This is a genomic window from Kitasatospora sp. NPDC058063 (assembly GCF_042885395.1).
In the GTDB taxonomy this organism is placed as follows: domain Bacteria; phylum Actinomycetota; class Actinomycetes; order Streptomycetales; family Streptomycetaceae; genus Kitasatospora; species Kitasatospora lactacystinica.
This window is the reverse complement of the sequence record NZ_JBHVSD010000009.1, coordinates 55,784-79,194: the sequence shown is the minus strand read 5'-3', so window position 1 is coordinate 79,194 and position 23,411 is coordinate 55,784. Positions and strand designations below refer to the sequence as shown.

Sequence of the window (23,411 nt, the reverse complement as noted above, 5' to 3'; positions counted from 1 at the left end):
CGGGCGGGGGGTGGGTGCCCGCGCCCCCCCCCCCCCCCCTCACTCTCCCCGCCCCCCCCCGGCCCCGCTCCCCGCCCCCTGCGCCGCGCCCCCCCCCCCCCCCCGCGGCACGATCCCCCCGCCCCGCCCGTCATCCGTCCGGATTCGGACTGGACAGCTCCGCCGGAAGTCGGCGGAAGGGGATTCCCCGTGCGACCGGCGCGAAAACCACCCCGATGTCAGGGACAACAATTTGCCCGGCCGCTGACCCCCCACCCGTACGCACGGTAACCGCCCGAGCATTCCCGGCGACCGGGATGATGCGAGTGGCATGGGCAGGTCACACGTTTCCGGCCAGGCGGTTTGCCGCTGTTGCCCGATCTTGCGGAGGTGCCGCCACCGGTCGCCCGGTCGTACGGACAACCGGATGTGACAGAAGGCCGGTACAAGGGGAAGACTGCTCGACGTGACGTCTCGGAACCCGCGCGACCGTGATGCCCCGCTCCCGCCGACGATCGGTACCGGTGCGACGGTGACCCGTCTCCCCGGAACGGCCCAACGGCCCGCCGGTGGCAGGCCGGGCGGGGCGGGTGTCCCCCGTAACGGAGTACCCCGGCGGCGAGGGCCCGCTCCGGCTCCCGGGCGGGGCAGGGTTCCCGTGCCCGAGGGCTTCCCGGCACCCGCCGAGCTGGCGCCGCTGGCCCGCCGGATGCTGGTGGACGCCGTCCGCGTCGCCCGCTGGGCCGGTGAGCTGGCCGAGGTCGACAAGCGCGGCGAACTGCTCCCCGAGGACGCCCGCGAGGCCGGCCGGGCGCTGGCCATGACGGTCGGCGCCGCCGCCAAGGCATGGGGGCAGGCACTGCTGGTGGGCCTCGTGGAGCCCCGGGACGGCGGAGCCGGCCCCGGCTGGCGCCTGCACGCCTGGGAGCACGACGACGAGGCCGTGGTGCGCGGATGGTCGGCGATGTTCGACGCCTGGACCCTGCTCGCCCCGGTGCCGCCCGCCGCGCTGCGCGGCGTGTTCGCGGTGCTGGCCGGGCAGGCCGTGGACCAGGCCCCGCAGCTGCTCTCCTTCCTGCACCTGGTGGACGGCCCGGTCGCCGAGAGCGAACTGCTGGAACTGCTGCGCCGGGGCCTGGACGAGCGCCGGGTCGGCACCGGCCTCGGCGGACCGGGGCTGTCGCCGGTGCCGCACGCGGCCTCGGCCGTCTCCGCCGTCCGCGGCACCTGCCGCGCGCCGCAGATCGACACCCCGGCCGCGCCGGCCGACGTGGCCGCCGTCCTGGACTGGATGCTCGACGGCCTGGAGGCCGTCGGCGCCCTGGTGCGCAGGAACGATGCCGCGGAGCTGTCGCCGCTCGGCCACTGGGCGGTGCGGGCCAAGCTGGAGGAGATCTGCACGGTCGCGCAGACCGCGGCCGGGCACATCGAGCAGAGCGCCTTCGAGCTGCTGAACGCGTGTGCGGACTACTCGCCGGGCCCGGCCCGCGCCGAGTTCCGGGCGTGGGTCGCGGCCCGTCCGGCGGACCGGGCCGTGGGCGAGCTGCTGGAGGCCGCCCGGGGTGACGACGCGCTGGTGCGCGGACTGGCCTTCGAGGCGCTGCGGGTGGCCGGGGGCCCGGCCGAGCAGGCGGTGCGCGCGGCGGTGGACGCGCCGGTGCTGCGCCCCTACGCGCTGCTGTGGCTGGCGGAGCGCGCCGACGAGGGCGTCTCCCCGGCGGACGTGCTGGGCGCGGAGGACGCGGCCTGGCTCTGGGTGGACACCGCGGCCGCGGTGCTCGACCACGGCGAGACCGAGCTGCTGGTGGGTCATGTCGAGGGCGCCTCGGCGGGCGACCCGGTCCGGCTGTTCGCCCGGGCCCGGCAGTCCGGTCACCCGCGGGCGGCCTCGGTGCTGACGGCGGTCTCGGGCGTGCACCCGGACCCGGGCGTGGCCCGGGCGGCCCGCCGCTCGGCGTTCAGCGTGCACACCGGTGGCGCCTGAGTTTTATGACTTTTGCGGGGACGTTCGGGGTCCGCGGCGACCGCGACGGCGGCTCCGGCGTCCGTGTCGAGGTTCGCTCCGGCGTCCGTGTCGAGGTTCGCTCCGGTCTCCGCTCGGACGGCGCCTGAGCCCCGCACCCGCGGCGCTCGATTGTTATGACATACGAGAAGGGCCCGGAACCAACAGGTTCCGGGCCCAACTCTTATGACTTTTGCGGGGACTCAGCCGAGCCGGGACTCCGCCCGCCGGGCGCGGACGTCGCCGACCTTCTGCCCCACCTTGCGGCGGATGACCAGCAGCGGTGCCATCGCCGCGAGAGTGATCTGGGCGAACGCGCCGACGTGCATCAGCTGGTTGCCACCGGGCAGGCCGGTGGCCCAGGCGGCCAGGCAGCCGATGGAGACCACGATCCAGCAGAGCGTCGCGGTGGCCAGCAGCCCCTGCGGCTTCGGGTACTCGATCCGGCTGACCATCAGGTACGCGGCGCCGAAGATGGCGAGCAGACCGGGCAGGAACGGCGGGTCGAGCAGCACGATGGCGATCACCGTCATCGCGCCCATCGGGCAGGGCATGCCCTGGAACACCCCGGGCCGCATCTTGACGGCCGAGAAGCGGGCCAGCCGCAGGACCACCGCGAGCAGCACCGTGATGGCGATGAGCGCCGAGAGCTTGCTGTTGGAGCCCTGGGAGACCATGCCCCAGACCGCGACGAAGTAGGCCGGCGCGATGCCGAAGCTGATCAGGTCCGCCAGGTTGTCCAGTTCCGCTCCGAGGGCGGAGGAGCGCAGCTTTCGCGCCACCAGGCCGTCGAAGAGGTCGCACATCGAGCCGATCAGCAGCAGCGTGACCGCGGTGGCGGCGCTGTGCCGGTCCGGAGCGGCGTCCGGGTTGGTGATGTGCGGGACCAGGACCCCGGTGGTGATCGAGTAGATCGCCAGGAAGCCGCAGACGGCGTTCCCCAGGGTCAGGAAGTCGGCGGTGGACAGGTGCTGAGGAGAGCGCGGGGCGCGCAGCTCGCGGTCGCGCGCCCAGCGGCGGCGGCGCAGGGCCGTCTCCTCGTCGTCCAGGCCGACGATTGTCTCAGGATCAGTCACGGTCAAGGCGCGTCACCCCGGCTGTGGTCTTCTGGCCGACCTCGACGCCGACCTCGACGCCGGCCGGCAGGTAGGTGTCGACCCGGGACCCGAACCGGATCAGACCGATCCGGTCGCCCTGCTCGACCTTGGTTCCGGCGTCCACGTACGGCACGATGCGTCGGGCCACGGCCCCCGCGATCTGCACCATCTCGATGTCGCCGAGCTCGGTGTCGAAGTGCCAGACGACCCGCTCGTTCTGGTCGCTGTCCTTGTTGAACGCGGGGACGAAGCCGCCCGCGACGTGCTCGACCGACGTCACCGTGCCCGGCAGGGGCGCGCGGTTGACGTGGACGTTGAGCGGGCTCATGAAGATCGCGACCCGGGTGCGGCCGTCCGGCCAGGCGTCGATGCTCTGCACCACGCCGTCGGCGGGGGAGATCACTCTGCCCGTGCCGATCTCACGCTCGGGGTCGCGGAAGAACCACAGCATGCCCGCGCTGAGCGCGCAGGCGGGTACCGCAGCCAGGGCCCACTTGCCGCTGCGCCGGGTGAGGGCGGTGGTCACGGCGGCCGTGGCGAGAGTGGGGACGAACCAGGGGGTGGCTCCGCGCGCGATGGTCACGCGGGGTCGCCGACCGGCCGTCGGGGCTGCGAGGGCATCGCGGTCCGTGACGGAGGTGTGAGGGGACGGGCTGATGGGCATCGAAGACCTTTGTCGCGGGGGATCATGGCCGCTGGACGGGGGCCACCGCGGGATCGGTAATAGAGGGACGGCTTGCTGTCCCGGTGGATGCTATCGGGAGCACACGGTGGGTGGGCAACCCGCCTGCTCGTTCATGTGTCCGGTGGCGGCGCGTGTGCGCGCCACTCCTACGACCGTAGCTCGACCCGGTCCGGTTCCCAAGGGACCCGACAGGGCTGGTGACTCTTGTCTCAACGGGTGTGCCGACGGAACCCGGCGGGGCGAAACGGCCGTAGCGGCCGCAAGCGGGTGTGCGGAAGCGGCCGCCGGGCGCGTCGTTGCAGCTGTACGCCCTGCGGCCGCTTCCGGAGGGCCGTGCCGGACCCAGGCGGACCAGGCCGGGCCCGTGACGGGGCACGGCGCTCCGCCGGCGCGGGCCCGCACGCCCGTCGACCGGCGGTTCGAGGGGGCCGCCCGGCGACGTGGTCCGTCGGCGGGCGGCCCGGGGGATCAGTCGGCGATCCGGTACTCCTCCAGGAGCCGGCGTCCGACGATCATCTTCTGGATCTCCGCAGTACCTTCACCGATGAGCAGCATCGGGGCCTCGCGGTAGAGGCGCTCGATCTCGTACTCCTTGGAGAAGCCGTAGCCGCCGTGGATGCGGAAGGCGTCCTCGACGACCTCCTTGCAGTACTCGGAGGCGAGGTACTTGGCCATGCCGGCCTCGAGGTCGTTGCGCTCGCCGCTGTCCTTCTTGCGGGCGGCCATGACCATCATCTGGTGGGCGGCCTCGACCTTGGTGGCCATCTCGGCGAGCTTGAACTGGATCGCCTGGTGCTCGGCGATCTTCTTGCCGAAGGTGGAGCGCTGCTGGGCGTAGGAGATGCCGAGCTCGAAGGCGCGGCGGGCGACACCGCAGCCGCGGGCGGCGACGTTGACGCGGCCGACCTCGACGCCGTCCATCATCTGGTAGAAGCCGCGGCCCGGGACGCCGCCGAGGATGCGGTCGGCCGGGATGCGGACGTCCTGGAGGACCAGCTCGGTGGTGTCGACGCCCTTGTAGCCCATCTTCTCGATCTTGCCGGGCACGGTCAGGCCGGGAACCGTGGGGTTCGGGCCGAAACCGGCCTCCTTCTCGATCAGGAAGGTGGTCATGTTCTTGTACGGCGTGTTGCCGCCCTCGTCGGTCTTGCAGAGGACCGCGACCAGGGTGGAGGTGCCGCCGTTGGTGAGCCACATCTTCTGGCCGTTGAGGACGTAGAACTCCCCGTCCTTGACGCCCTTGGTGGAGATGGCCGAAACGTCGGAGCCGAGGCCCGGCTCGGACATCGAGAAGGCGCCGCGGATCTCGCCGGCGGCCATCCTCGGCAGGAAGTGGTCCTTCTGCTCCTGGGTGCCGTGGGCGTTGATCATGTGCGCCACGATGAAGTGGGTGTTGACGATGCCGGAGACCGACATCCAGCCGCGGGCGATCTCCTCGACCACCAGGGCGTAGGTGAGCAGCGACTCGCCGAGGCCGCCGTACTCCTCGGGGATGGTGAGCCCGAACAGGCCGAGCTGCTTCATGCCCTCGACGATGGCGGTCGGGTACTCGTCCTTGTGCTCCAGCTCGGTCGCGACCGGAATGATCTCCTTGTCGACGAAATCCCGCACGGTGGCGAGGATGTCCCGCTGGATCTCGGTGAGGCCGTCGGTCTGTGCGAGGCGTCCCATCGTGCGGCTCCGGAAAGGTCTGAGGGGCTACGGAAAGTCGGGGATTCCCCCGGGGGGGGGGATTGCGGGGGCCCTGCCGGCGTGGCTGCGGCAGCAGGGCCCCCGGTACCGGGTGGGGCGCGGCCGATGACGGCGGCCTGCCCGTCCGGGGTCTCTCGAGGGGGCTCTCCGTCCGTGGAGGGAGGGCCACCTATAGAGGGGAGAGGCCGAGAAGGCGGGGAGGGAGGGGCTCAGGAGAGCGGGGTCGGACGACCGGGCTGCTCGCCGCCGCGCTCCTTGATGTACGTCTCGGTCGGCACCATCACCTTGCGGCGGAAGACGCAGACGACCGTGCCGTCCTGCTTGTACCCCTTGGTCTCGACGTACACGATGCCGCGGTCGTCCTTGGACTTGGACGGCCACTTGTCGAGCACGGTGGTCTCGCCGTAGAGGGTGTCGCCGTGGAAGGTCGGTGCGACGTGCCGCAGCGACTCGATCTCCAGGTTGGCGATCGCCTTGCCGGAGACGTCCGGGACGGACATGCCGAGCAGCAGCGAGTAGATGTAGTTGCCCACCACGACGTTCCGGCCGAAGTCCGTCGTCTTCTCCGCATAGTTGGTGTCCATGTGGAGCGGGTGGTGGTTCATGGTGAGCAGGCAGAAGAGGTGGTCGTCGTACTCGGTGACCGTCTTGCCGGGCCAGTGCTTGTAGACCGCGCCGACCTCGAACTCCTCGTAGGTGCGTCCGAACTGCATGCCGTGGGCCCTCAGCTTTCCGGGATCTCGAACTTGGTGGTGCGCTGCATGCCCGCGGCCCGGCCCTTGCCGGCGACGACCAGCGCCATCTTGCGGCTGGCCTCGTCGATCATCTCGTCGCCGAGCATGGCGGAGCCCTTGGCGCCGCCCGCCTCGGAGGTGCAGTAGTCGTACGCGTCGAGGATCAGCTCGGCGTGGTCGTAGTCCGCCTGCGAGGGCGAGTAGATCTCGTTCGCGGCGGCGACCTGGTCCGGGTGGAGCACCCACTTGCCGTCGAAGCCGAGGGCGGCCGAGCGGCGGGCGACCTCGCGGTAGCCCTCCTGGTTGCGGATCTGGAGGTACGGGCCGTCGATCGCCTGGAGGTCGTTGGCGCGGGCGGCCATCAGGATGCGCATCAGGATGTAGTGGTAGGCGTCGGCGTTGTAGCCGGGCGGCTGCTCGCCGACGACCAGCGACTTCATGTTGATGGAGGCCATGAAGTCGGCGGGGCCGAAGATGATGGTCTCCAGCCGGGGCGAGGCCTCGGCGATGGCGTCGACGTTGATCAGGCCCTTGGCGTTCTCGATCTGCGCCTCGATGCCGATCCGGCCGACCTCGAAGCCCATGGTCTTCTCGATCTGGGTGAGCAGCAGGTCGAGCGCCTTGACCTGCTCGGCGTCCTGCACCTTGGGCAGCATGATGCAGTCGAGGTTGGGGCCGGCGCCCTCGACCACGGTGATCACGTCGCGGTAGGTCCAGTGCGTGGTCCAGTCGTTGACGCGCACGACGCGGGTCTTGCCGCCCCAGTCGCCGTTGTTGAGCGCGTCGACGATGTTGTGGCGCGCGCTCTCCTTGACCAGCGGGGCGCAGGCGTCCTCCAGGTCGAGGAAGACCTGGTCGGCCGGCAGGCCCTGGGCCTTCTCCAGGAAGCGCGGGTTGCTGCCCGGCACGGCGAGACAGGAGCGGCGCGGGCGCAGACGGTTCACAGCAGTCATAAGAATCGAGGGTTCCTTCCCAGTGGTCAGCTGGTCAGCTGTTCAGTTCGTGGCCGCGGTCGGTGCGGGCGTCCACGGCTGGAGCTTGTTGGCCAGCCGGATCTCGTCCACGATCCGGCCGATGATGGTGGTGATGCCGAAGTCCTTCGGGGTGAACACGGCGGCGACGCCGGCGGCCTTGAGGGCCTCGCCGTCCGCTGCCGGGATGATGCCACCCACGATCACCGGGACATCCTCCACCCCGGCGCGGCGCAGCCGCTTCAGGACGTCGGGCACCAGCTCGCTGTGCGCGCCGGAGAGGATGGACAGGCCCACGCAGTGCACGTCCTCCGCGACGGCGGCGGAGACGATCTGCTCCGGGGTCAGCCGGATGCCCTGGTAGACCACCTCGAAGCCGGCGTCGCGGGCCCGGACGGCGATCTGCTCGGCGCCGTTGGAGTGCCCGTCCAGGCCGGGCTTGCCGACCAGCAGGCGCAGCTTGCCGGCGCCCAGCTCCGCGGCGGTGGCGGCGACCGCGGCACGGACCTGCTCCAGCTCGCCGCCGGGCTCGGCGGCCACGGCGACGGGCGCGCCGCCGACGCCGGTGGGCGCGCGGTACTCGCCGAAGACCTCGCGCAAAGCGAAGGACCACTCGCCGGTGGTGACGCCGGCCCGGGCGCAGGCGAGCGTGGCCGGCATCAGGTTGGTCCCGGTGGCGGCGACGGCCTTGAGCTCGGCCAGCGATGCCTGGGCGGCGGCCTCGTCGCGCTGGGCGCGCCAGGCCTCCAGGGCGGCGAGCACGGACTGCTCGGAGGCCGGGTCGACCACCATGATCGCGGTGTCGAGGTCGGCGGTGAGCGGGCTCGGCTCGGTGGTGTCGAAGCAGTTCACCCCGATGATCTTGTCCTCGCCGGACTCGATCCGGGCCCGGCGGGCGGCGTGCGAGGCGACCAGGTTGGACTTCAGGTAGCCGGACTCGACGGCCGGGATCACCCCGCCCATCTCCAGCACCTTGGCGATCTCCGCCTCGGCGCCGGCCAGCAGCTCGTCGGTCTTGGCCTCGATCACCTCGGAGCCGTTGAAGATGTCGCCGTACTCCAGCAGGTCCGACTCGTACGCCAGCACCTGCTGGATGCGCAGCGACCACTGCTGGTCCCAGGGCCGGGGCAGGCCGAGCGCCTCGTTCCAGGCGGGCAGCTGGACGGCACGCGCGCGGGCGTCCTTGGAGAGGGTGACGGCCAGCATCTCCAGGACGATCCGCTGGACGTTGTTCTCCGGCTGGGCCTCGGTCAGGCCGAGCGAGTTGACCTGGACGCCGTAGCGGAAGCGGCGCTGCTTGGGGTCGGTGACGCCGTAGCGCTCCAGGGTGACCTTCTCCCACAGCCGGGCGAAGGCGCGCATCTTGCACATCTCCTCGACGAAGCGCACGCCGGCGTTGACGAAGAAGGAGATCCGGGCGACCACCTCGCCCATCCGCTCGGCCGGCACCTGGCCGGAGTCGCGCACGGCGTCGAGCACCGAGATGGCGGTGCACATCGCGTAGGCGATCTCCTGGACGGGCGTGGCCCCGGCCTCCTGCAGGTGGTAGCTGCAGATGTTGATCGGATTCCACTTGGGGATGTTGCCGACCGTGTAGGCGATCATGTCGGTGATCAGCCGCACCGACGGGCCGGGCGGGAAGACGTGCGTCCCGCGCGACAGGTACTCCTTGACGATGTCGTTCTGGGTGGTGCCGGTGAGCGTGGCGATGTCCGCGCCCTGCTCCTCGGCGACCACCTGGTAGAGCGCCAGCAGCCACATCGCGGTGGCGTTGATCGTCATGGAGGTGTTGGTCCGTTCGAGCGGGATGCCGTCGAACAGGGTGCGCATGTCGCCGACATGGCCGACCGGGACGCCGACCCGGCCGACCTCGCCGCGGGCGAGGACGTGGTCGGAGTCGTAGCCGGTCTGGGTCGGCAGGTCGAAGGCGACGGACAGGCCGGTCTGGCCCTTCGCCAGGTTCCGCCGGTAGAGCGCGTTGGAGTCGCTCGCGGTGGAGTGGCCGGCGTAGGTGCGCATCAGCCAGGGCCGGTCGCGCTTCTGGGGCTCAGTCATCGGCGGGTCTCACACGTTCCTGAAGCGGTTGATGGCCGGCAGGTGCTTCTCGCGCAGCTCGGGGTCGGTGACGCCCAGGCCCGCCTCGGGGGCCAGGCAGAGCACGCCGACCTTGCCCTGGTGCTTGTTGTGGTGCACGTCCAGGGCGGCCTGGCCGGTCTCCTCCATGGAGTAGACCTTGGACAGGGTCGGGTGGATCTTGCCCTTGGCGATCAGGCGGTTGGCCTCGAAGGCCTCGCGGTAGTTGGCGAAGTGCGAGCCGACGATCCGCTTGAGCGACATCCACAGGTACCGGTTGTCGTACTGGTGCATGTAGCCGGAGGTGGAGGCGCAGGTGACGATGGTGCCGCCCTTGCGGGTGACGTACACCGAGGCGCCGAAGGTCTCCCGGCCCGGGTGCTCGAAGACGATGTCCACGTCCTCGCCGCCGGTGAACTCGCGGATCTTCGCGCCCAGGCGCTTCCACTCGCGCGGGTCCTGGGTGTGCTCGTCCTTCCAGAACTTGTAGCCCTCGGCGGAGCGGTCGATGATCGCCTCGGCGCCCATGGCACGGCAGATCTCGGCCTTCTGGTCGTTGGAGACCACGCAGATCGGGGTGGCGCCGCCGGCCAGCGCGTACTGGGTGGCGTACGAGCCGAGGCCGCCGCTGGCGCCCCAGATCAGCACGTTGTCGCCCTGCTTCATGCCGGCGCCGTTGCGCGAGACCAGCTGGCGGTAGGCGGTGGAGTTGACCAGACCGGGGGAGGCGGCCTCCTCCCAGGTGAGGTGCTTGGGCTTGGGCAGCAGCTGGTTGGTCTTCACCAGGGCCAGCTGGGCCAGACCGCCGAAGTTGGTCTCGAAGCCCCAGATGCGCTGCTCCGGGTCCATCATCGTGTCGTTGTGGCCGTCCGCGGACTCCAGTTCGACCGAGAGGCAGTGCGCGACGACCTCGTCGCCCGGCTTCCAGGCGTTGACCCCGGCGCCGGTGCGCAGCACCACGCCGGCGAGGTCGGAGCCGACCACGTGGTACGGCAGGTCGTGGCGCTTGGTGAGCGGCGACAGCCGGCCGTAGCGCTCCAGGAAGCCGAAGGTGGAGACCGGCTCGAAGATCGAGCTCCAGACGGTGTTGTAGTTCACCGCGCTCGCCATGACGGCGACCAGGGCCTCGCCGGGGCCCAGCTCGGGCAGGGCGACCTCGTCGAGGTGAAGGGACTTGCGGGGGTCCTTGTCGCGGCTGTCGAGGCCCGCGAACATCTGCTCGTCGTCCTTGTGGAGCGTCACCGCCCGGTAGGACTCGGGGAGCTTGATCGCCGCGAAGTCCGCCGACGTGGTGTCGGTGCTGATGATCGCGTCGAGGATTTCCTGCATGGCTGCCTCCGAAGGCGTACCTGTGTGAGGGCACAGGGCGTCTGGGGGAGCCGGGAGCGGACACCGGCTTCGCTGAGGTGGGTGGTGGGCGGGTCAGACTGGGCACCCGGGGTGGACCGGGCCGTTCTGGCTCTGCTCCCGGGGTGTGGGAACGCCGGACGACGGCGCGCCGAGGTGGGGAGCCGCGGCGCCGCGACTGGTGAGTAACAAGGTAGTGGCACCCTGTGCCACCCGTAAAGACACCGGGTGTCACGAATTCCGGCGGCCTCCGGGGTGGCGTGACGCGCGTTGCGCGGGCATGCGAAAGGCCCGCGCCGACTTCTCGGCGCGGGCCCTCGATATCGCTCTGACCTGCGTGAATACTGCGCTTACGACTCCCGGGCGCCACTCAGTGCGGCCCGGATGCTGTCCACCACGACCTCCAGTGGAGCGTCCGTCCGGGCGACTGTGATGAGCACCTCACCTCCGGGACTGGCACTCAGTGCGCTCTCCGCCCCGGTGTCCCCCGGGGTCCCATTGGCACCCGGTGCCACCACCGATCCCCGACGCCTGGCACCCGGAGCGCTGGCGGCCCAGAAGGTCCGCCGGATCACCTCGAAGGAGTGGTCCAGCTGAGCCTCCACGTCGCCCCGGCCGCCGGCCCGCAGCCAGCGCCGCAGCACGTGGTTGTGCGCCGCGACCACCGCCGCCGCCGAGACCTCGGCCAGCATCGAGTCGTCCTCGCCGCCGCGCTGCCAGCCTGACGGGATGGACTCGCCGGTGTCGAAGCGCCCCAGCAGGTAGCGGGTGAACAGCCGCTCGTAGCGGGCCACCACGGCGATCTCCCGCTCGCGCAGCGCCGGGACCTGACGGATCAGCTGGTACCGCGCGACCGACACCCCCGGAGTGGAGGCGTACATCCGCAGCACCTCCTTGATGCCGCGGCAGACCACGTCCAGCGGGTGCTCCTCCGGCTCCGCACTGGCCAGCAGGTCGGCCACCCGCACCAGGGTGTCGTCGTGGTCCGGGAAGATCGCCTCCTCCTTGGACCGGAAGTACCGGAAGAAGGTGCGCCGGGCCACCCCGGCGGCGGCCGCGATCTGGTCGACCGTGGTCTCCTCGTAGCCCTGCGAGGCGAACAGCTCCATCGCGGCCGTGGCCAGGTCCTGGCGCATCTGCTGGCGCTGCGCCGCCGCCCGGCGGCTTCCCGGCCCGCCGTCCGGCCCGGTGCCCCCGGTCGAGGGGGCGGTCCGGCCGTCGCCGCCGTGCGGCCCGGCGGGGTGCTGCGGGGAGCTTGACTGAACCCGATCCATGTCCGGAACGCTACACGGCCCGGACGGCGCGGCCATGGCCCTTCCCCGCCGCACCGGTGCGACCGGACCGGTCACGGCCGGGCGGGGCCAGCGGGAGGACACCGTCCCGGGGCTCCAACCGGGTTGCGCGGAGGCCGCGGATCCGGCCGGCGGCGCCCCGTACGGCGTCTCGTACGGGCCGCCCCCGGCCTGCGGCGTGGTCATCGGCGCGCGTGGTCGCGGAAGCCGCGGCCGGTCTTGCGGCCCAGGCAGCCCGCCGCGACCAGGTGCTCCAGCAGCGGTGCGGCGGCCAGGCCGGGCTCGCGGAACTCCTGGTGCAGCACCTGCTCGATCGTCAGCGAGACGTCCAGGCCGACCACGTCCAGCAGTTCGAACGGGCCCATCGGGTAGCCGCAGCCGAGCTTCATCGCGGTGTCGATGTCGTCCACCGTCGCGTAGTGCTCCTGGAGCATCCGCACCGCGTCGTTCAGGTAGGGGAAGAGCAGTGCGTTGACGATGAAGCCGGCCCGGTCGCCGCACTCCACCGGGTGCTTGCGGACCCCGGCGGTCAGCTCCAGCACGGTGGCGGTGACGTCCGGCGCGGTCAGCACGGTGGAGACCACCTCGACCAGCTTCATCGCCGGGGCCGGGTTGAAGAAGTGCATGCCGATCACGTCCTGCGGCCGCGAGGTGGCGGTCGCGCAGCTGATCACCGGCAGCGAGGAGGTGGTGGTGGCGAGCACCGCGCCCGGCCTGACGATCTTGTCCAGGGTGGCGAACAGCTCCCGCTTGACCGCCAGGTCCTCGGCGACCGCCTCGACCACCAGGTCCACCTCGGCCAGTTCGGCGTACTGGCCGACCGGGGTGACCAGCGCCAGTGCGGCGTCCCGCGCCCCGGCGGACAGCCGGCCCTTGGCCACCGAGCGCTCCAGCGACTTCGCGAGCTGCGCCTTGGCCTTCTCGGCCTTCTCCTGGCTGCGGGCGGCCAGCAGCACCGGGTGCCCGGCCTTGGCGAACACCTCGGCGATGCCGGTGGCCATCGTCCCCGAGCCGCAGACGCCGACGGTGCGCACCGGCCGGCCCGGCACCTTCGGCCGGGCCGGCCCGGTGGCCGCGTCCACGGCCCGGGAGGAGCCCGGCGCCTCGTAGGTGTAGAAGCCGCGGCCGGTCTTGCGGCCCAGCAGCCCGGCGGCGACCAGCTGGCCGAGGATCGGTGCGGGCGCGTGCAGGCGGTCCCGGGACTGCTCGTACATCGCCTCCAGCACGGTGCGGGCGGTGTCGATGCCGATCAGGTCGAGCAGCGCCAGCGGGCCCATCGGCAGGCCGCAGCCGAGCCGCATCGCGGCGTCGATGTCCTCCCGCGACGCGTACTTGGACTCGAACATCGCGGCGGCCTGGTTCAGGTAGGCGAACAGCAGGCCGTTCACCACGAAGCCGGCCCGGTCGCCGGCCGCCACCGGCTCCTTGCCGAGGTCGCGGGCGAAGGCGGCGGCGTCCTCGGCGGTCCGCGGGGAGGTCAGCACGGTGCGGACCACCTCGACCAGCTTCATGCCGTGCACCGGGTTGAAGAAGTGCAGGCCGAGCACCCGCTCCGGACGGGAGGTCGCGGCGGCGATCCGGGTCACCGACAGCGCGGTGGTGCCGGTGGCCAGCACGGTGGCCTCCGGGCAGATCCGGTCCAGCTCGGCGAAGACCTCCCGCTTCAGCTCCAGCTGCTCGGGCACCTCCTCGATCACCAGGTCCGCCCCGGCGGCGGCCGCCAGTTCGTGGCCGACGGAGATCCGGGCCAGCAGCCCGGTGCGCTCCTCGGCGGTCAGCCGCTCCCGGTCGACCGCGTGGGCGGTGGCCTCCTCGATCCGGGCCAGTGCCCGGGCGGCCGAGTCCTCGGTGGCCTCGATGCCGATCACCCGGCGGCCGCTCTTGGCGACCGCCACCGCGACGCCGGCACCCATCGTGCCGAGGCCGACGACGGCGACAGTGGGGAAGGGACGCTCCATCTGTCCTGACTCCTAGTCATGAAGGGCCCGCGCGTGCTCCGGCGGGCACGCCGCCGCGCCCGGGCGCGCGCCGGGGGCGGCCGCCGCCGGAGGAGGGTCCACGCGCGGGGGCTGGGGAGATGACGGGGTGCGGCGCATCCGGGCAGGGGCCGGTCCGCTCCGGCCGAACTGCGGATGTGCCGTGGTGCTCAGGCGCTCGAAGGTGAAGGAAGCGGCTCTGATACGAGGAGGAACCCGGCCCGCCGCGGTCCGCGGCACTTGCCGGTGAAAGCGCACCGCGCGGGCGCCGGAGAAGCGGCGACCGCGGCCTGCCGCCGGTGCGGCTCCCGAAGCCCGGCGGAGGTGCGTGTCCGGCCACTGTAGCGAAGCTACTGATGAGTAGGAAGGGGGCGTGGGCGGAAAACCGTTCGGGGCCGCGGGCGGGCGTTCGCTAGGGTGATCGACGCGGGGGCGGCTCCGCGGCGTGCTTCCTTCTCACTCATCTGCAAAATGAACCCGAGTGCGCCCACTCTCCGCCCCCGCTTCGTCGTATCCACCGGGGGAAGAGCAGTGAAGAAGCAGAACGCCGTGGCGCCCGAGGCCGCACTGGACGCCTACCTGCTGCACCGCCACGGGATGGTCCGGGTCGAGCCCGGAGCCGGGCCCGACGAGCCCCTGCCGTGGTCCGCCCAGGGGCTGGTCGCCCTGGAGGCCGACCTCGTCCGGCGCGGCCACGTGCTCACCGCCCCGCTGCGCGCCGCGCTCGGCCGGCTGCGCCCGCTCGACCTCGCCGCGGCCGGCACCCGGCTGCTGCGCGGCATCGACGCGATGCTCGGCGCCGACCGCAGCCACACCCCGCTGTTCCGCCGCTTCCCCGAGGGCGTGCCCTCCCACGCCCACGCCGACTACTCCGCGCTCGTCCGCGGCTACCTCCTCTGCCAGGCGAGCCAGATCTGCCTGGTCTGCGAGCGCGACAGCCTGGAGGCCGGGATCGGCGCCCTCGCCCCCTGCGCCCACCTGCTGTGCGGCGACTGCTACCTGGAACTGGTCGAGAACGGCGGCGACCCCCACTGCCCGCTCTGCCGCACCCCGCTGGATCGAAAGCGCCGCCTGTCCAACGACACCAGGGCCGCCCGCAACGCCGCCCGCGAACTGCGGGCCGGCCGGCAGCTCAAACCACTGCGCCAGGCCCGCCCCGAGGACGTGGGCCTCCTCGCCGCCACCGGGCTGGCCGCGCTGCTCGCCCGGCAGACCCCGCTGAGCCCGCAGGACCGCGAGGACCTCGCCCTGCTGCTCCACCACGCCCCGGACGACCCGGCCGGCTGGCTGCCCGCCGAGATCCCCGTCCGGGAGACCCGCGCCACCGTGCTGGCCGCCCTGCTGCACCGCGACCGGGAGGCCGCCCGGCCGCTGCTGGCCGCCCACCTCACCACCGCCACCGACGTCCTGCGGCTGATCTGGGCGTGGTCCGGCGCCGAGCCCGACCTGCTGCCCGAGACCGCCCGCACACTGCGCCTGCGCAACCTGCCCCGCCCGCTGCGCCGCGAACTGCTCGCCGTCCTGGACGCGTTCCCGGTCGGCACCCTCGCCGAGGACCTGCGCCGCCACCGCGAGCCCTGGCTGCGGGCCGGCGAACTGCTGCACCCGTACGAGCACCGCGCCCGCTTCCCGTACGCGGCGGCCGCGTTCGCGGTGGTCCGGCAGAGCGATCTCGACCTCCACGGCCTCGGCCCGCTGCTGCGCGAGGCGCCCGCCCCGCTGCGGGTGAGCGAGACGCCCGGCGGCCACACCCGGCTGACCGTGGAGACCTTCGCCGCCCGGGTCGAGCGCGCCCTCGGACAGGGCGACCTGCCCGCCGCCGTCGGGCTGCTGGCCGGCCGTCCGGGCGAACTGGTGCGCCGCCTGCACCACCTGCTGCGGGTCCACGCCGCCTGGCTGCCCGGCGAACCGCTGCCTGCCGAACTCGCCGAGGCGCTGCCCGGCGCCCTGCGCGCCGTCGCCCCCGGCCCGCTGCTCGGCGCGTACGGACGGCTGCGCGCGCCGCGCGAGTACGGCGAGCGGCGGCTGTACTTCCCGCGCGGCCGGGTCGCCTCGGCGCACGCCCGGGCCGACCGGGGCACGCCCGTCCCGGCCGCCCTCAGCGCGCCCGTCTGCGCCCTGATCGAGGCCGAACTGCTGCGCCGGGCCGGACGGTCGGCCCACGGGCCGGAGCGCTACGAGGTGGCCGTGCTGGACGCCGCGCTGGCCGACCTGGTCGTCCCCTTCGCCGAGCGCGCCAGCGCCAAGACCCTGGTCGCCGTGCCGCGAGGCAGTGTGCAGCGGATCCCGGACGGCCAGCGGCTGCGGCTGTTCCTGCACTGGACGCAGCGCCCGCACCAGCGGGTGGACCTCGACCTGTCGGTCGCCTTCTACGACGAGGAGTGGCAGTTCGTCGGCCTGTGCGACTACACCCGGCTGGTCACCGGGCCGCGGGCCGCCGTCCACTCCGGGGACTACACCAGCGCCCCGCCGCCGCACGGCGCCACCGAGTTCGTCGACCTCGACCTGCCGGCGCTGGGCGAGGCCGGCGCCAGGTACGCCGTGGTGGTGGTGTTCAGCTACAACGACATCCCGTTCGAGGACCTCACCGACGCCTTCGCCGGATTCATGGCCCTGACCCCGTCCGAGGCGGCCCGGCAGCGCAAGAGCGGCTTCCACCCCAAGGGCGTGCGCCAGCGCCTCGACCTCGCCGGGGACGCCAGGATCTGCGTGCCGATGATCGTGGACCTGCAGCGCCGCGACTACACCTGGACCGACCTCAACGCGGGCGCCGGCAGCGGGTTCCACAACCTCGACCGGCACCACGCCAGGATCGGCTCGCTGGCCGCCGACGTCCTGACGCACTTCGCCCCCGGCTCCCGGGCCACCCTCTGGGACCTCGCCTGCGCCACCGCCGCGGCGGGCAGCGACGAGGTGCTGGTCCGCGACCGGACCGGCCGCGGGCTCGACGTCTACCGGCGGGGCGCGGACGAGCCGGTGAGCGCCTTCGCCGAACGGCTGCGCGCCCGCCACGAGAGCGACCGGCGCACCGAGCTGCCGCCGGACGACACCGCCCGGCTGATCGCCGAACGCCTCGACGGCGCCCGGGCGTTCGCCGCCCTGGTGCACGCCGACGTGCCCGCGCCGGCACAGGCGCGCGGGACGCTCTACCGGCTCTACCCGGGCCCGACCGACGCCGCCCCGGACACCCTGGAGCGGATCACCGCGGGGGAGTGGACGGCCAGGTTCGCCCCGAACGGGTGAACGGGTGAACGCGGCCGCCAAGAGGACCACCCGATAGGGGAGTTATCCGACCCCGACCGGCGGGGCAGCATGGGGACATGACCACCGGAACCGCCACCGCCGGCCCCACCGCGCCCGGTCCCGACGAGCCGCCCGTCACCGCCGAACGGCTCGCCGCCGCCGCCGCGGCGGCCGTCGCGCTGCCATCGCGCGCCGACCGGGCCGAGCGCGCCGAGGAGGCCGTCGACCGGCTGCGCACCGAGGCCGTCGAGGCGGTGGCCGTCACCTGGGTGGACAACGCCGGCATCACCCGGGTCAAGGCCGTGCCGCTCGGCGGTCTGGTGCACGCCGCGCAGTGGGGCGTCGGCACCGCGCCCTGCTTCGACGTGTTCCTCGCCGACGACGCGATCACCACCAGCGCGATCATCGGCGGCCCCACCGGGGACCTCAGGCTCTACCCGGACCTCGACCGGGTCGTCCCGCTGGCCGCCCAGCCCGGCTGGGCCTGGGCCCCGGGGGACAGGTACACCCAGGCCGGCGCCCCGCACCCCGGCTGCCAGCGGCTGTTCGCCCGCCGGGCGGAGGCCACGGCGGCCGCGCGCGGCCTGGGCCTCAAGGCCGGCATCGAGGTCGAGTGGACGGTCGCCCTGGCCGGCGCCCCGAAGGAGGACCCGCAGTACCCGACGCACGGCCCGGCGTACGGGATGCACCGGGTCACCGATCTCTCCGACTACCTGCGCGACGTCCTGCGCGCCCTCGGCCGGCAGGGGCTGACCGTCCTGCAGATCCACCCCGAGTACTCCCCGGGCCAGTTCGAGGTCTCGGTCGCCCCCGAGGGCCCGGTCGCCGCCGCCGACACCTCCGTCCTGGTCCGGCACACCGTCCGGGCCGTCTCCGCCCGGCACGGCCTGCGGGTCTCCTTCGCCCCGGTGGTCGAGACCGGCGGCGTCGGCAACGGCGGGCACCTGCACCTCAGCCTCTGGCGCGACGGGCGCAACCTCGGCCACGGCGGCCCCGGTCCGCACGGCCTGACGGCCGAGGCCGAGGGCTTCCTCGCCGGGGTGCTGGACGCGCTGCCCGAACTGCTGGTGCTGGGCTGCTCCAGCCCGGCCGGGTACCTGCGGCTGGTGCCCTCGCACTGGGCCGGCGCCTACCAGTGCTGGGGCCTGGAGAACCGCGAGGCCGCGCTGCGCCTGGTGACCGGCTCCACCGGGGAGCGGGCCGCCGCGGCCAATGCCGAGGTCAAGTGCTTCGACGCGAGCGCCAACCCGTACCTGGCGGTCGGCGGGGTGATCGCCGCCGGTCTCGCCGGGCTGGACCAGCGCCGAGCGCTGCCACCGGAGTTCACCGGGGATCCGGCGGCCGCCGAGCCCGGCACGGTGCCCCGGCTGCCGGCGGGCCCGGCCGAGGCGATCGCCGCGTACGAGCGCTCCGCGGTGCTGCGCGAGGCGCTCGGCGAGCCGCTCTACCAGGCGGTGCTGGCGGTGCGACGGGCGGAGCAGGAGCAGTACGCGGCCGTCACTCCCGAGGAGTTGGTCATGGCCACCCGCTGGCGGTACTGAACGGTGGCCCGGCCGGGGGAGCCCGCGCTGGTCGACCACCACTGCCACAGCGTGGTGGCGGCCGAGCTCACCGACGAGGCCCTGGCCGGGCTGCTCACCGAGTCCGACCGGCCGCCCGCTCCCGGCTGTTCGCCCTTCGACAGCGCGCTGGGCCTCGCGGTACGGCGCTGGTGCCCGCCCGCGCTCGGTCTGCCGGCGCACGCCCCGGCCGCCGACTACCTGGCCCGGCGGCGGGAGTTGGGCGCGGCCGAGGCCACCGGGCGACTGCTGGCGGCGGCCGGTCTGGACACCTGCCTGGTGGACACCGGGCTGGCCACCGCCGCCGGTCACGAGCTGCTGCCGCTGGCCGAACTCGCCGCGGCCACCGGGGCGTCGGTGCGCGAGGTGGTCCGGCTGGAGTCGGTCGCCGAGACGGTGACGGCCGGCGCCGGGGACTGGCCGCGGGCCGTCGCGCAGGCGCTCGCTTCGGCCGCGGCCGGGGCCGTCGCGGTCAAGTCGGTGCTCGCCTACCGGCACGGTCTGGCCGCACCCGCCGAACGCCCCGCCGCCGCGGCCGTGGTGGCCGCGGCCGGCGCCCACCTGCGCGGCGGGCGGGGCCGGTTGACCGACCCGGTGCTGCTGCACCACCTGCTCTGGACGGCGGTGGACGTCTGCGCCGAGCTCGGCCTGCCGCTCCAACTCCACACCGGCTTCGGCGATCCGGACCTCACCCTGCACCGGTCCGATCCGTCGCTGCTGACGGACTTCGTGCGGGCCGCCGAGCCCAGCGGCGTCCCGCTGGTGCTGCTGCACGGGTACCCGTACCACCGGCAGGCCGCCTGGCTGGCCCAGGCCTTCCCGACGGTGTACACCGACCTCGGGCTGACCGCCTCCTACACCGGGCCGCGGGTGGCCGCGGTGCTGGGCGAGATGCTGGAGCTGGCCCCGTTCGGCAAATTGCTGTTCTCCACCGACGCCTACGGGCTGCCCGAACTTTATTTGGTGGGCACCTGTCAGTTCCGGTACGGACTGGGTGCGGTGCTCGCGGACTGGCGAGCCGACGGTGCTTGCTCCGCGGCCGATGTCGGGCGGGTGGCGCGGCTGCTCGCGGCCGACAACGCGCGTCGGCTGTACCCGTTGTAGGGGTGCGATCCGTCCTGGTGGTGACGGCCGTGACGGGTGTGGCAGCACGTCGGCGAACCATCACTTTTTAACACTCTTGACCTCTGTTTTCCTTGTTGACCGCCGGGCGGCGGTAACCCCTACTCCTGGTCAAGATGTGACGATTAGATGACTACCCCTTGCGCTTATAACCAAATATTCATTAGCGTCCCGGTCATTCCCAAGCGCACCTGCCCACCGCAGCTGCCGCCTGATGCCTCGGGAGGCCAACCCTCATGCGTGTTCCTCGGATCAGCCGTACCCGGTACGCGGCCGTGGGCGTCGTGCTCGCCACCGCCGGTGCCCTCGCGCTGCCGGCCGGCACCGCCGTCGCGGCTCCCGCGGCCGACTCGACGACCGGTCCGCTGATGAGCTACGTCGTCAACACCAAGGCCAACCACGGCCAGGTGCAGAAGGTCGAGAAGGCCATCACCGGCCTCGGCGGCACCGTCGTCCAGTCCTACGAGCAGGTCGGCGTCGTCGTCGCCCGCTCGAACGACACCAAGTTCGCCGAGAAGCTGCGCCTGGCCAAGGGCGTCGACTCGGTCGGCGCCAGCCGCACCAAGGGCATCCAGGCCTCCGACCAGGGCAAGGCCGAGGTCGCCACCGAGTCGGCCGCCGTGGCGGCCGCCCCGGGCGAGGACCCCGACGAGGCCTACCAGTGGGACATGCGTCAGATCGGTGCCGACAAGGCCCACAAGATCTCGCTCGGCAGCCGTAACGTCACCGTCGGTGTGCTGGACTCCGGCATCGACGCCACCCACGAGGACCTGGCCGCCAACGTGGACGCCTCGCAGTCGGTCTCCTGCATCGACGGCAAGACGAACACCGACTGGAAGGCCTGGCAGCCGACCACCAGCGACCACGGCACCCACGTGGCCGGCACCATCGGCGCCGCCAAGAACGGCAAGGGCATCGTCGGCGTCGCGCCGAACGTGAAGCTGGCCGCCGTCAAGGTCGTCGACGACGGCGGGTTCATCTACCCGGAGAACGCGGTCTGCGGCTTCGTCTGGGCCGGCGAGCACGGCTTCAAGGTCACGAACAACAGCTACTTCGTCGACCCGTGGATGTTCAACTGCAAGACGGACAAGGACCAGGCGGCCATCTCGGACGCCGTCCGCAAGGCCGTCGCGTTCTCGCAGCGCAAGGGCGTGCTCAACATCGCCGCCGCCGGCAACGAGAACATCGACCTGGCGCACAAGACCGTCGACGTGGCCAGCCCGGACGACACCACCCCCGGCACCCGCCCGGTCACCAACGACTGCCTGTCGCTGCCGACCGAGCTGCCCGGCGTCGTGGCCGTCTCCGCGGTCGGCTCCGACGGCGTCAAGGCGTACTACTCCAGCTACGGCAAGGGCGTCGTGACCGTCACCGCGCCGGGTGGCGACCGCCGCTTCCAGTTCCCGAACACCCCGGACAAGGACGGCCGCATCCGGTCCACCATCCCCGGTGGCAAGTACGGCTACATGCAGGGCACCTCGATGGCCACCCCGCACGTCGCCGGCGTGGCCGCGCTGCTCGCCAGCACCTTCCCGTGGGCCAGCCCGGACGAGCTGACCGAGCTGCTGACCACCCACGCCGAGTCCGTCCCGTGCCCGAAGGGCGAGTTCAACCCGGGCGGTGCCGGCACCTGGAAGGCCACCTGCGAGGGCGGCGCTGACGACAACGGCTTCTACGGCGCGGGCCTGGTCAACGCCGAGAAGGCGGTCCAGTGGTGGCGCTGACGCGCTGACCGCGGACAGTACTGAACAGTAGAGCCGGGGAGCGGGACCACTGGGTCCCGCTCCCCGGCCGCGTTCGCGCACCGGCCGGTCGCGGGCGATCGCCGTTCGGTCGCATGCGAGCACCAGGGCGCCGGAGCACCGGAGCGCCGGCCGCGGTCGCCCCGTGCCCGACCCGACGAAGAACTACCGGTCCTCGTCGAAGTGGTGCTCCCAGACCGTCTCCACCGACGGCTTGCCGTGCAGGTCCGGCACCTCCTGGAGCCAGGCCGGCCGCCCCGCCCTGGTCCGGGCCGCCCGCCGCCGCTCCGCCTCGCGCAGTTGATCGGGCGTGGCGAAGCCCTCCGGCAGCCACTCCTCGGAGAGCACCACCCGGGCGGCCAGGTGCGTGACATAGGCGTGCCGGACGGCGTCCACCGAGTCGAAGCCGGGCTCGCCGGCCAGCCACTCGTCCGGGACCAGCGCCACGACCTCCTCCAGCAGCGGCACGGTGACCAGCGGCCCGAGCTCCTCGTCGGCCAGCCGGACGTCCGGGGCCGAGCCGCCGAGCGCGTGGGCGCTGAGGTCGTACCGCTTGCCGACCGCCGCCCCGGCCCCCGCCCAGCGGTGGTGGAAGATCAGCGCGGCGCCGTTGTCGATCAGCCAGAGCCGCCCGTGCCAGACCACCAGGTTGGGGTTGTGCACGGTGCGGTCGACGTTGCCGGTCAGGGCGTCCAGCCAGACCACCCGGCCGGCCTCGGCGGAGTCCATCGCGATCATCCCCGGCGTGAAGTCCCGCGCGCCGGGCAGCAGGTCCATCCCGAGGTTGAGGCCGGCGCTGGCCTTGAGCATGTCCTGGATCTCGGTGTCCGGCTCATGGGCGGCGACGGCCGGGTCGAAGTCCACCAGCCGCAGCTCCGGCACCCGCAGGCCCAGTCGCCGGGCCAGCTCGCCCACGATCACCTCGGCGATCAGCGCCTTGCGGCCCTGCGCGGCCCCGGTGAACTTGACCACGTACGTTCCCAGGTCGTCGGTCTCCACCACACCGGGGACGGAGCCGCCCGCCCGCAGTGGATCGACGTAGCGCACGGCAGTCACCAGATCGAGCACACCGGCCACCCTATCCCGCCGCGTCGCGGGCGTGAGCCTGTGATTGGCTTGCCGGACAGAGCGGTTCCCACCGGATGAGGAGAGCAAGGTCATGGGACAGGTGCAGGCCACCACGGAGCGGGTCTACGACGCGGCCCCCGAGCGGGTGTACGAGGCGCTGGCCGACTACCAGGTGACCCGCCCGAAGCTGCTGCCCGCGCAGTACAGCGAGTACGAGGTGCGGGTCGGCGGCACCGGCGCCGGCACCCAGGTGCACTGGCGGCTCCAGGCCACCGAGAAGCGGGTGCGCGACTGCCTCTTCACCGTCTCCGCGCCCGAGCCCGACCAGCTGGTGGAGAAGGACGCCAACTCCAGCATGGTGATCACCTGGACGGTCTCGGCCGTCGGCGAGGGCCGCTCCAAGGTCACCGTGACCGCCACCTGGCAGGGCGCGACCGGTATCGGCGGCTTCTTCGAGCGCACCTTCGCCCCGAAGGGCCTCAACCGGATCCACGACCAGGTGCTGGCCAACCTGGCCGCCGAGGTCCGCTGAGCGCTGAGCCCTGAGCCCTGGGCGCTGAGTCCTGAGTCCTGAGCGCTGGGCCCTGAGCGCTGAGCCCGCTCAGGGACAGCCGGGTCCTTTTCCGGCGGTCCACCGGGACCTCCCGAGAACCACTGCGGCCGCCGCAGCCGTCGGGGCCCGCCGGAATCGCCAACCGCGCGATTCGCGCGCGTGGATCCATCGAAGCGCTCGAATCGCCTGCCGATTCGAGCGCTTCGGTCTCCCGTACGAGCCGAAAGCCGTACGGGTGGCCGAACCGCCACCTGCGGGTGACGAGGGCCGCCCGGA

The 23,411-nt window shown here is 72.9% G+C and carries 16 protein-coding genes; 6 read left to right on the top strand and 10 right to left on the bottom strand.

The genetic code is table 11. The annotated features are described in order from the left end of the window. Window positions 1–637: 637 nt before the first annotated feature. Window positions 638–1,963 (top strand): hypothetical protein, encoded by a 1,326-nt coding sequence (locus ACFVUY_RS17515; protein WP_380545356.1) that lies wholly within the window; start codon window positions 638–640, stop codon window positions 1,961–1,963. 221 nt (window positions 1,964–2,184) lie between these two features. On the opposite strand, the gene ACFVUY_RS17510 is transcribed toward ACFVUY_RS17515, so the two are convergent. The 9 genes from ACFVUY_RS17510 to ACFVUY_RS17470 all read right to left on the bottom strand — a co-directional run bounded on the left by ACFVUY_RS17510 (window position 2,185) and on the right by ACFVUY_RS17470 (window position 13,830). Further along, a complete protein-coding gene (locus ACFVUY_RS17510; RefSeq protein WP_380354263.1) occupies window positions 2,185–3,063 on the bottom strand; it encodes a CDP-alcohol phosphatidyltransferase family protein in 879 nt (292 codons plus the stop codon). Continuing rightward, entirely contained in the window at window positions 3,050–3,742 is a 693-nt protein-coding gene (locus ACFVUY_RS17505) for a phosphatidylserine decarboxylase (protein ID WP_224280704.1), read from the bottom strand. Before ACFVUY_RS17505 ends, ACFVUY_RS17510 begins: the two co-directional genes overlap by 14 nt. Window positions 3,743–4,231: 489 nt before the next feature. Then, the gene (locus ACFVUY_RS17500; RefSeq protein ID WP_380545354.1) at window positions 4,232–5,434 is read right to left on the bottom strand and encodes an acyl-CoA dehydrogenase family protein; all 1,203 of its coding nucleotides are present in this window, start codon (window positions 5,432–5,434) and stop codon (window positions 4,232–4,234) included. A gap of 230 nt (window positions 5,435–5,664) precedes the next feature. Next, window positions 5,665–6,168 (bottom strand): MaoC family dehydratase, encoded by a 504-nt coding sequence (locus ACFVUY_RS17495; RefSeq protein WP_387685797.1) that lies wholly within the window; start codon window positions 6,166–6,168, stop codon window positions 5,665–5,667. An 11-nt stretch (window positions 6,169–6,179) separates the two neighbouring features. Beyond that, complete coding sequence (locus ACFVUY_RS17490) at window positions 6,180–7,142, bottom strand: HpcH/HpaI aldolase/citrate lyase family protein (RefSeq protein ID WP_387685799.1); 963 nt, start codon at window positions 7,140–7,142, stop codon at window positions 6,180–6,182. A 42-nt stretch (window positions 7,143–7,184) separates the two neighbouring features. Next, window positions 7,185–9,215 carry a protein meaA gene (locus tag ACFVUY_RS17485; RefSeq protein ID WP_387730770.1) on the bottom strand — a complete coding sequence of 677 codons (2,031 nt, stop codon included), beginning with the start codon at window positions 9,213–9,215 and terminating at the stop codon, window positions 7,185–7,187. Between the two features lie 9 nt (window positions 9,216–9,224). After that, window positions 9,225–10,562 carry a crotonyl-CoA carboxylase/reductase gene (gene ccrA, locus ACFVUY_RS17480; protein WP_387730768.1) on the bottom strand — a complete coding sequence of 446 codons (1,338 nt, stop codon included), beginning with the start codon at window positions 10,560–10,562 and terminating at the stop codon, window positions 9,225–9,227. Between the two features lie 368 nt (window positions 10,563–10,930). Continuing rightward, a complete protein-coding gene (locus ACFVUY_RS17475) occupies window positions 10,931–11,854 on the bottom strand; it encodes a TetR family transcriptional regulator (RefSeq protein WP_387730765.1) in 924 nt (307 codons plus the stop codon). Between the two features lie 200 nt (window positions 11,855–12,054). Then, window positions 12,055–13,830 carry a 3-hydroxyacyl-CoA dehydrogenase family protein gene (locus ACFVUY_RS17470; protein ID WP_387685807.1) on the bottom strand — a complete coding sequence of 592 codons (1,776 nt, stop codon included), beginning with the start codon at window positions 13,828–13,830 and terminating at the stop codon, window positions 12,055–12,057. 549 nt (window positions 13,831–14,379) lie between these two features. On the opposite strand from ACFVUY_RS17470, the gene ACFVUY_RS17465 reads away from it, so the two are divergent. From ACFVUY_RS17465 to ACFVUY_RS17450, 4 genes are all read left to right on the top strand, one after another. Then, complete coding sequence (locus ACFVUY_RS17465; protein WP_387730763.1) at window positions 14,380–17,091, top strand: MXAN_6230/SCO0854 family RING domain-containing protein; 2,712 nt, start codon at window positions 14,380–14,382, stop codon at window positions 17,089–17,091. A gap of 77 nt (window positions 17,092–17,168) precedes the next feature. Beyond that, window positions 17,169–18,632, top strand: coding sequence for a glutamine synthetase (locus tag ACFVUY_RS17460; protein ID WP_387685812.1), 1,464 nt, complete (start codon window positions 17,169–17,171; stop codon window positions 18,630–18,632). Between the two features lie 3 nt (window positions 18,633–18,635). Beyond that, window positions 18,636–19,754, top strand: coding sequence for an amidohydrolase family protein (locus ACFVUY_RS17455; RefSeq protein WP_387730761.1), 1,119 nt, complete (start codon window positions 18,636–18,638; stop codon window positions 19,752–19,754). 254 nt (window positions 19,755–20,008) lie between these two features. Then, a complete protein-coding gene (locus ACFVUY_RS17450; RefSeq protein ID WP_359903359.1) occupies window positions 20,009–21,496 on the top strand; it encodes a S8 family serine peptidase in 1,488 nt (495 codons plus the stop codon). 183 nt (window positions 21,497–21,679) lie between these two features. On the opposite strand, the gene ACFVUY_RS17445 is transcribed toward ACFVUY_RS17450, so the two are convergent. Further along, window positions 21,680–22,582, bottom strand: coding sequence for a HipA family kinase (locus tag ACFVUY_RS17445; protein WP_387730759.1), 903 nt, complete (start codon window positions 22,580–22,582; stop codon window positions 21,680–21,682). A 91-nt stretch (window positions 22,583–22,673) separates the two neighbouring features. On the opposite strand from ACFVUY_RS17445, the gene ACFVUY_RS17440 reads away from it, so the two are divergent. Further along, window positions 22,674–23,114 (top strand): SRPBCC family protein, encoded by a 441-nt coding sequence (locus ACFVUY_RS17440; protein ID WP_359903353.1) that lies wholly within the window; start codon window positions 22,674–22,676, stop codon window positions 23,112–23,114. Window positions 23,115–23,411 lie beyond the last annotated feature (297 nt).

Bases quoted from the DNA above. Each gene is read 5' to 3' on its own strand.
- ACFVUY_RS17505 (WP_224280704.1), bottom strand. From the start codon at position 3,742: ATGCCCATCAGCCCGTCCCCTCACACCTCCGTCACGGACCGCGATGCC.
- ACFVUY_RS17500 (WP_380545354.1), bottom strand. From the start codon at position 5,434: ATGGGACGCCTCGCACAGACCGACGGCCTCACCGAGATCCAGCGGGAC.
- ACFVUY_RS17495 (WP_387685797.1), bottom strand. From the start codon at position 6,168: ATGCAGTTCGGACGCACCTACGAGGAGTTCGAGGTCGGCGCGGTCTAC.
- ACFVUY_RS17490 (WP_387685799.1), bottom strand. From the start codon at position 7,142: ATGACTGCTGTGAACCGTCTGCGCCCGCGCCGCTCCTGTCTCGCCGTG.
- ACFVUY_RS17485 (WP_387730770.1), bottom strand. From the start codon at position 9,215: ATGACTGAGCCCCAGAAGCGCGACCGGCCCTGGCTGATGCGCACCTAC.
- ccrA (WP_387730768.1), bottom strand. From the start codon at position 10,562: ATGCAGGAAATCCTCGACGCGATCATCAGCACCGACACCACGTCGGCG.
- ACFVUY_RS17475 (WP_387730765.1), bottom strand. From the start codon at position 11,854: ATGGATCGGGTTCAGTCAAGCTCCCCGCAGCACCCCGCCGGGCCGCAC.
- ACFVUY_RS17470 (WP_387685807.1), bottom strand. From the start codon at position 13,830: ATGGAGCGTCCCTTCCCCACTGTCGCCGTCGTCGGCCTCGGCACGATG.
- ACFVUY_RS17460 (WP_387685812.1), top strand. From the start codon at position 17,169: ATGACCACCGGAACCGCCACCGCCGGCCCCACCGCGCCCGGTCCCGAC.
- ACFVUY_RS17450 (WP_359903359.1), top strand. From the start codon at position 20,009: ATGCGTGTTCCTCGGATCAGCCGTACCCGGTACGCGGCCGTGGGCGTC.
- ACFVUY_RS17440 (WP_359903353.1), top strand. From the start codon at position 22,674: ATGGGACAGGTGCAGGCCACCACGGAGCGGGTCTACGACGCGGCCCCC.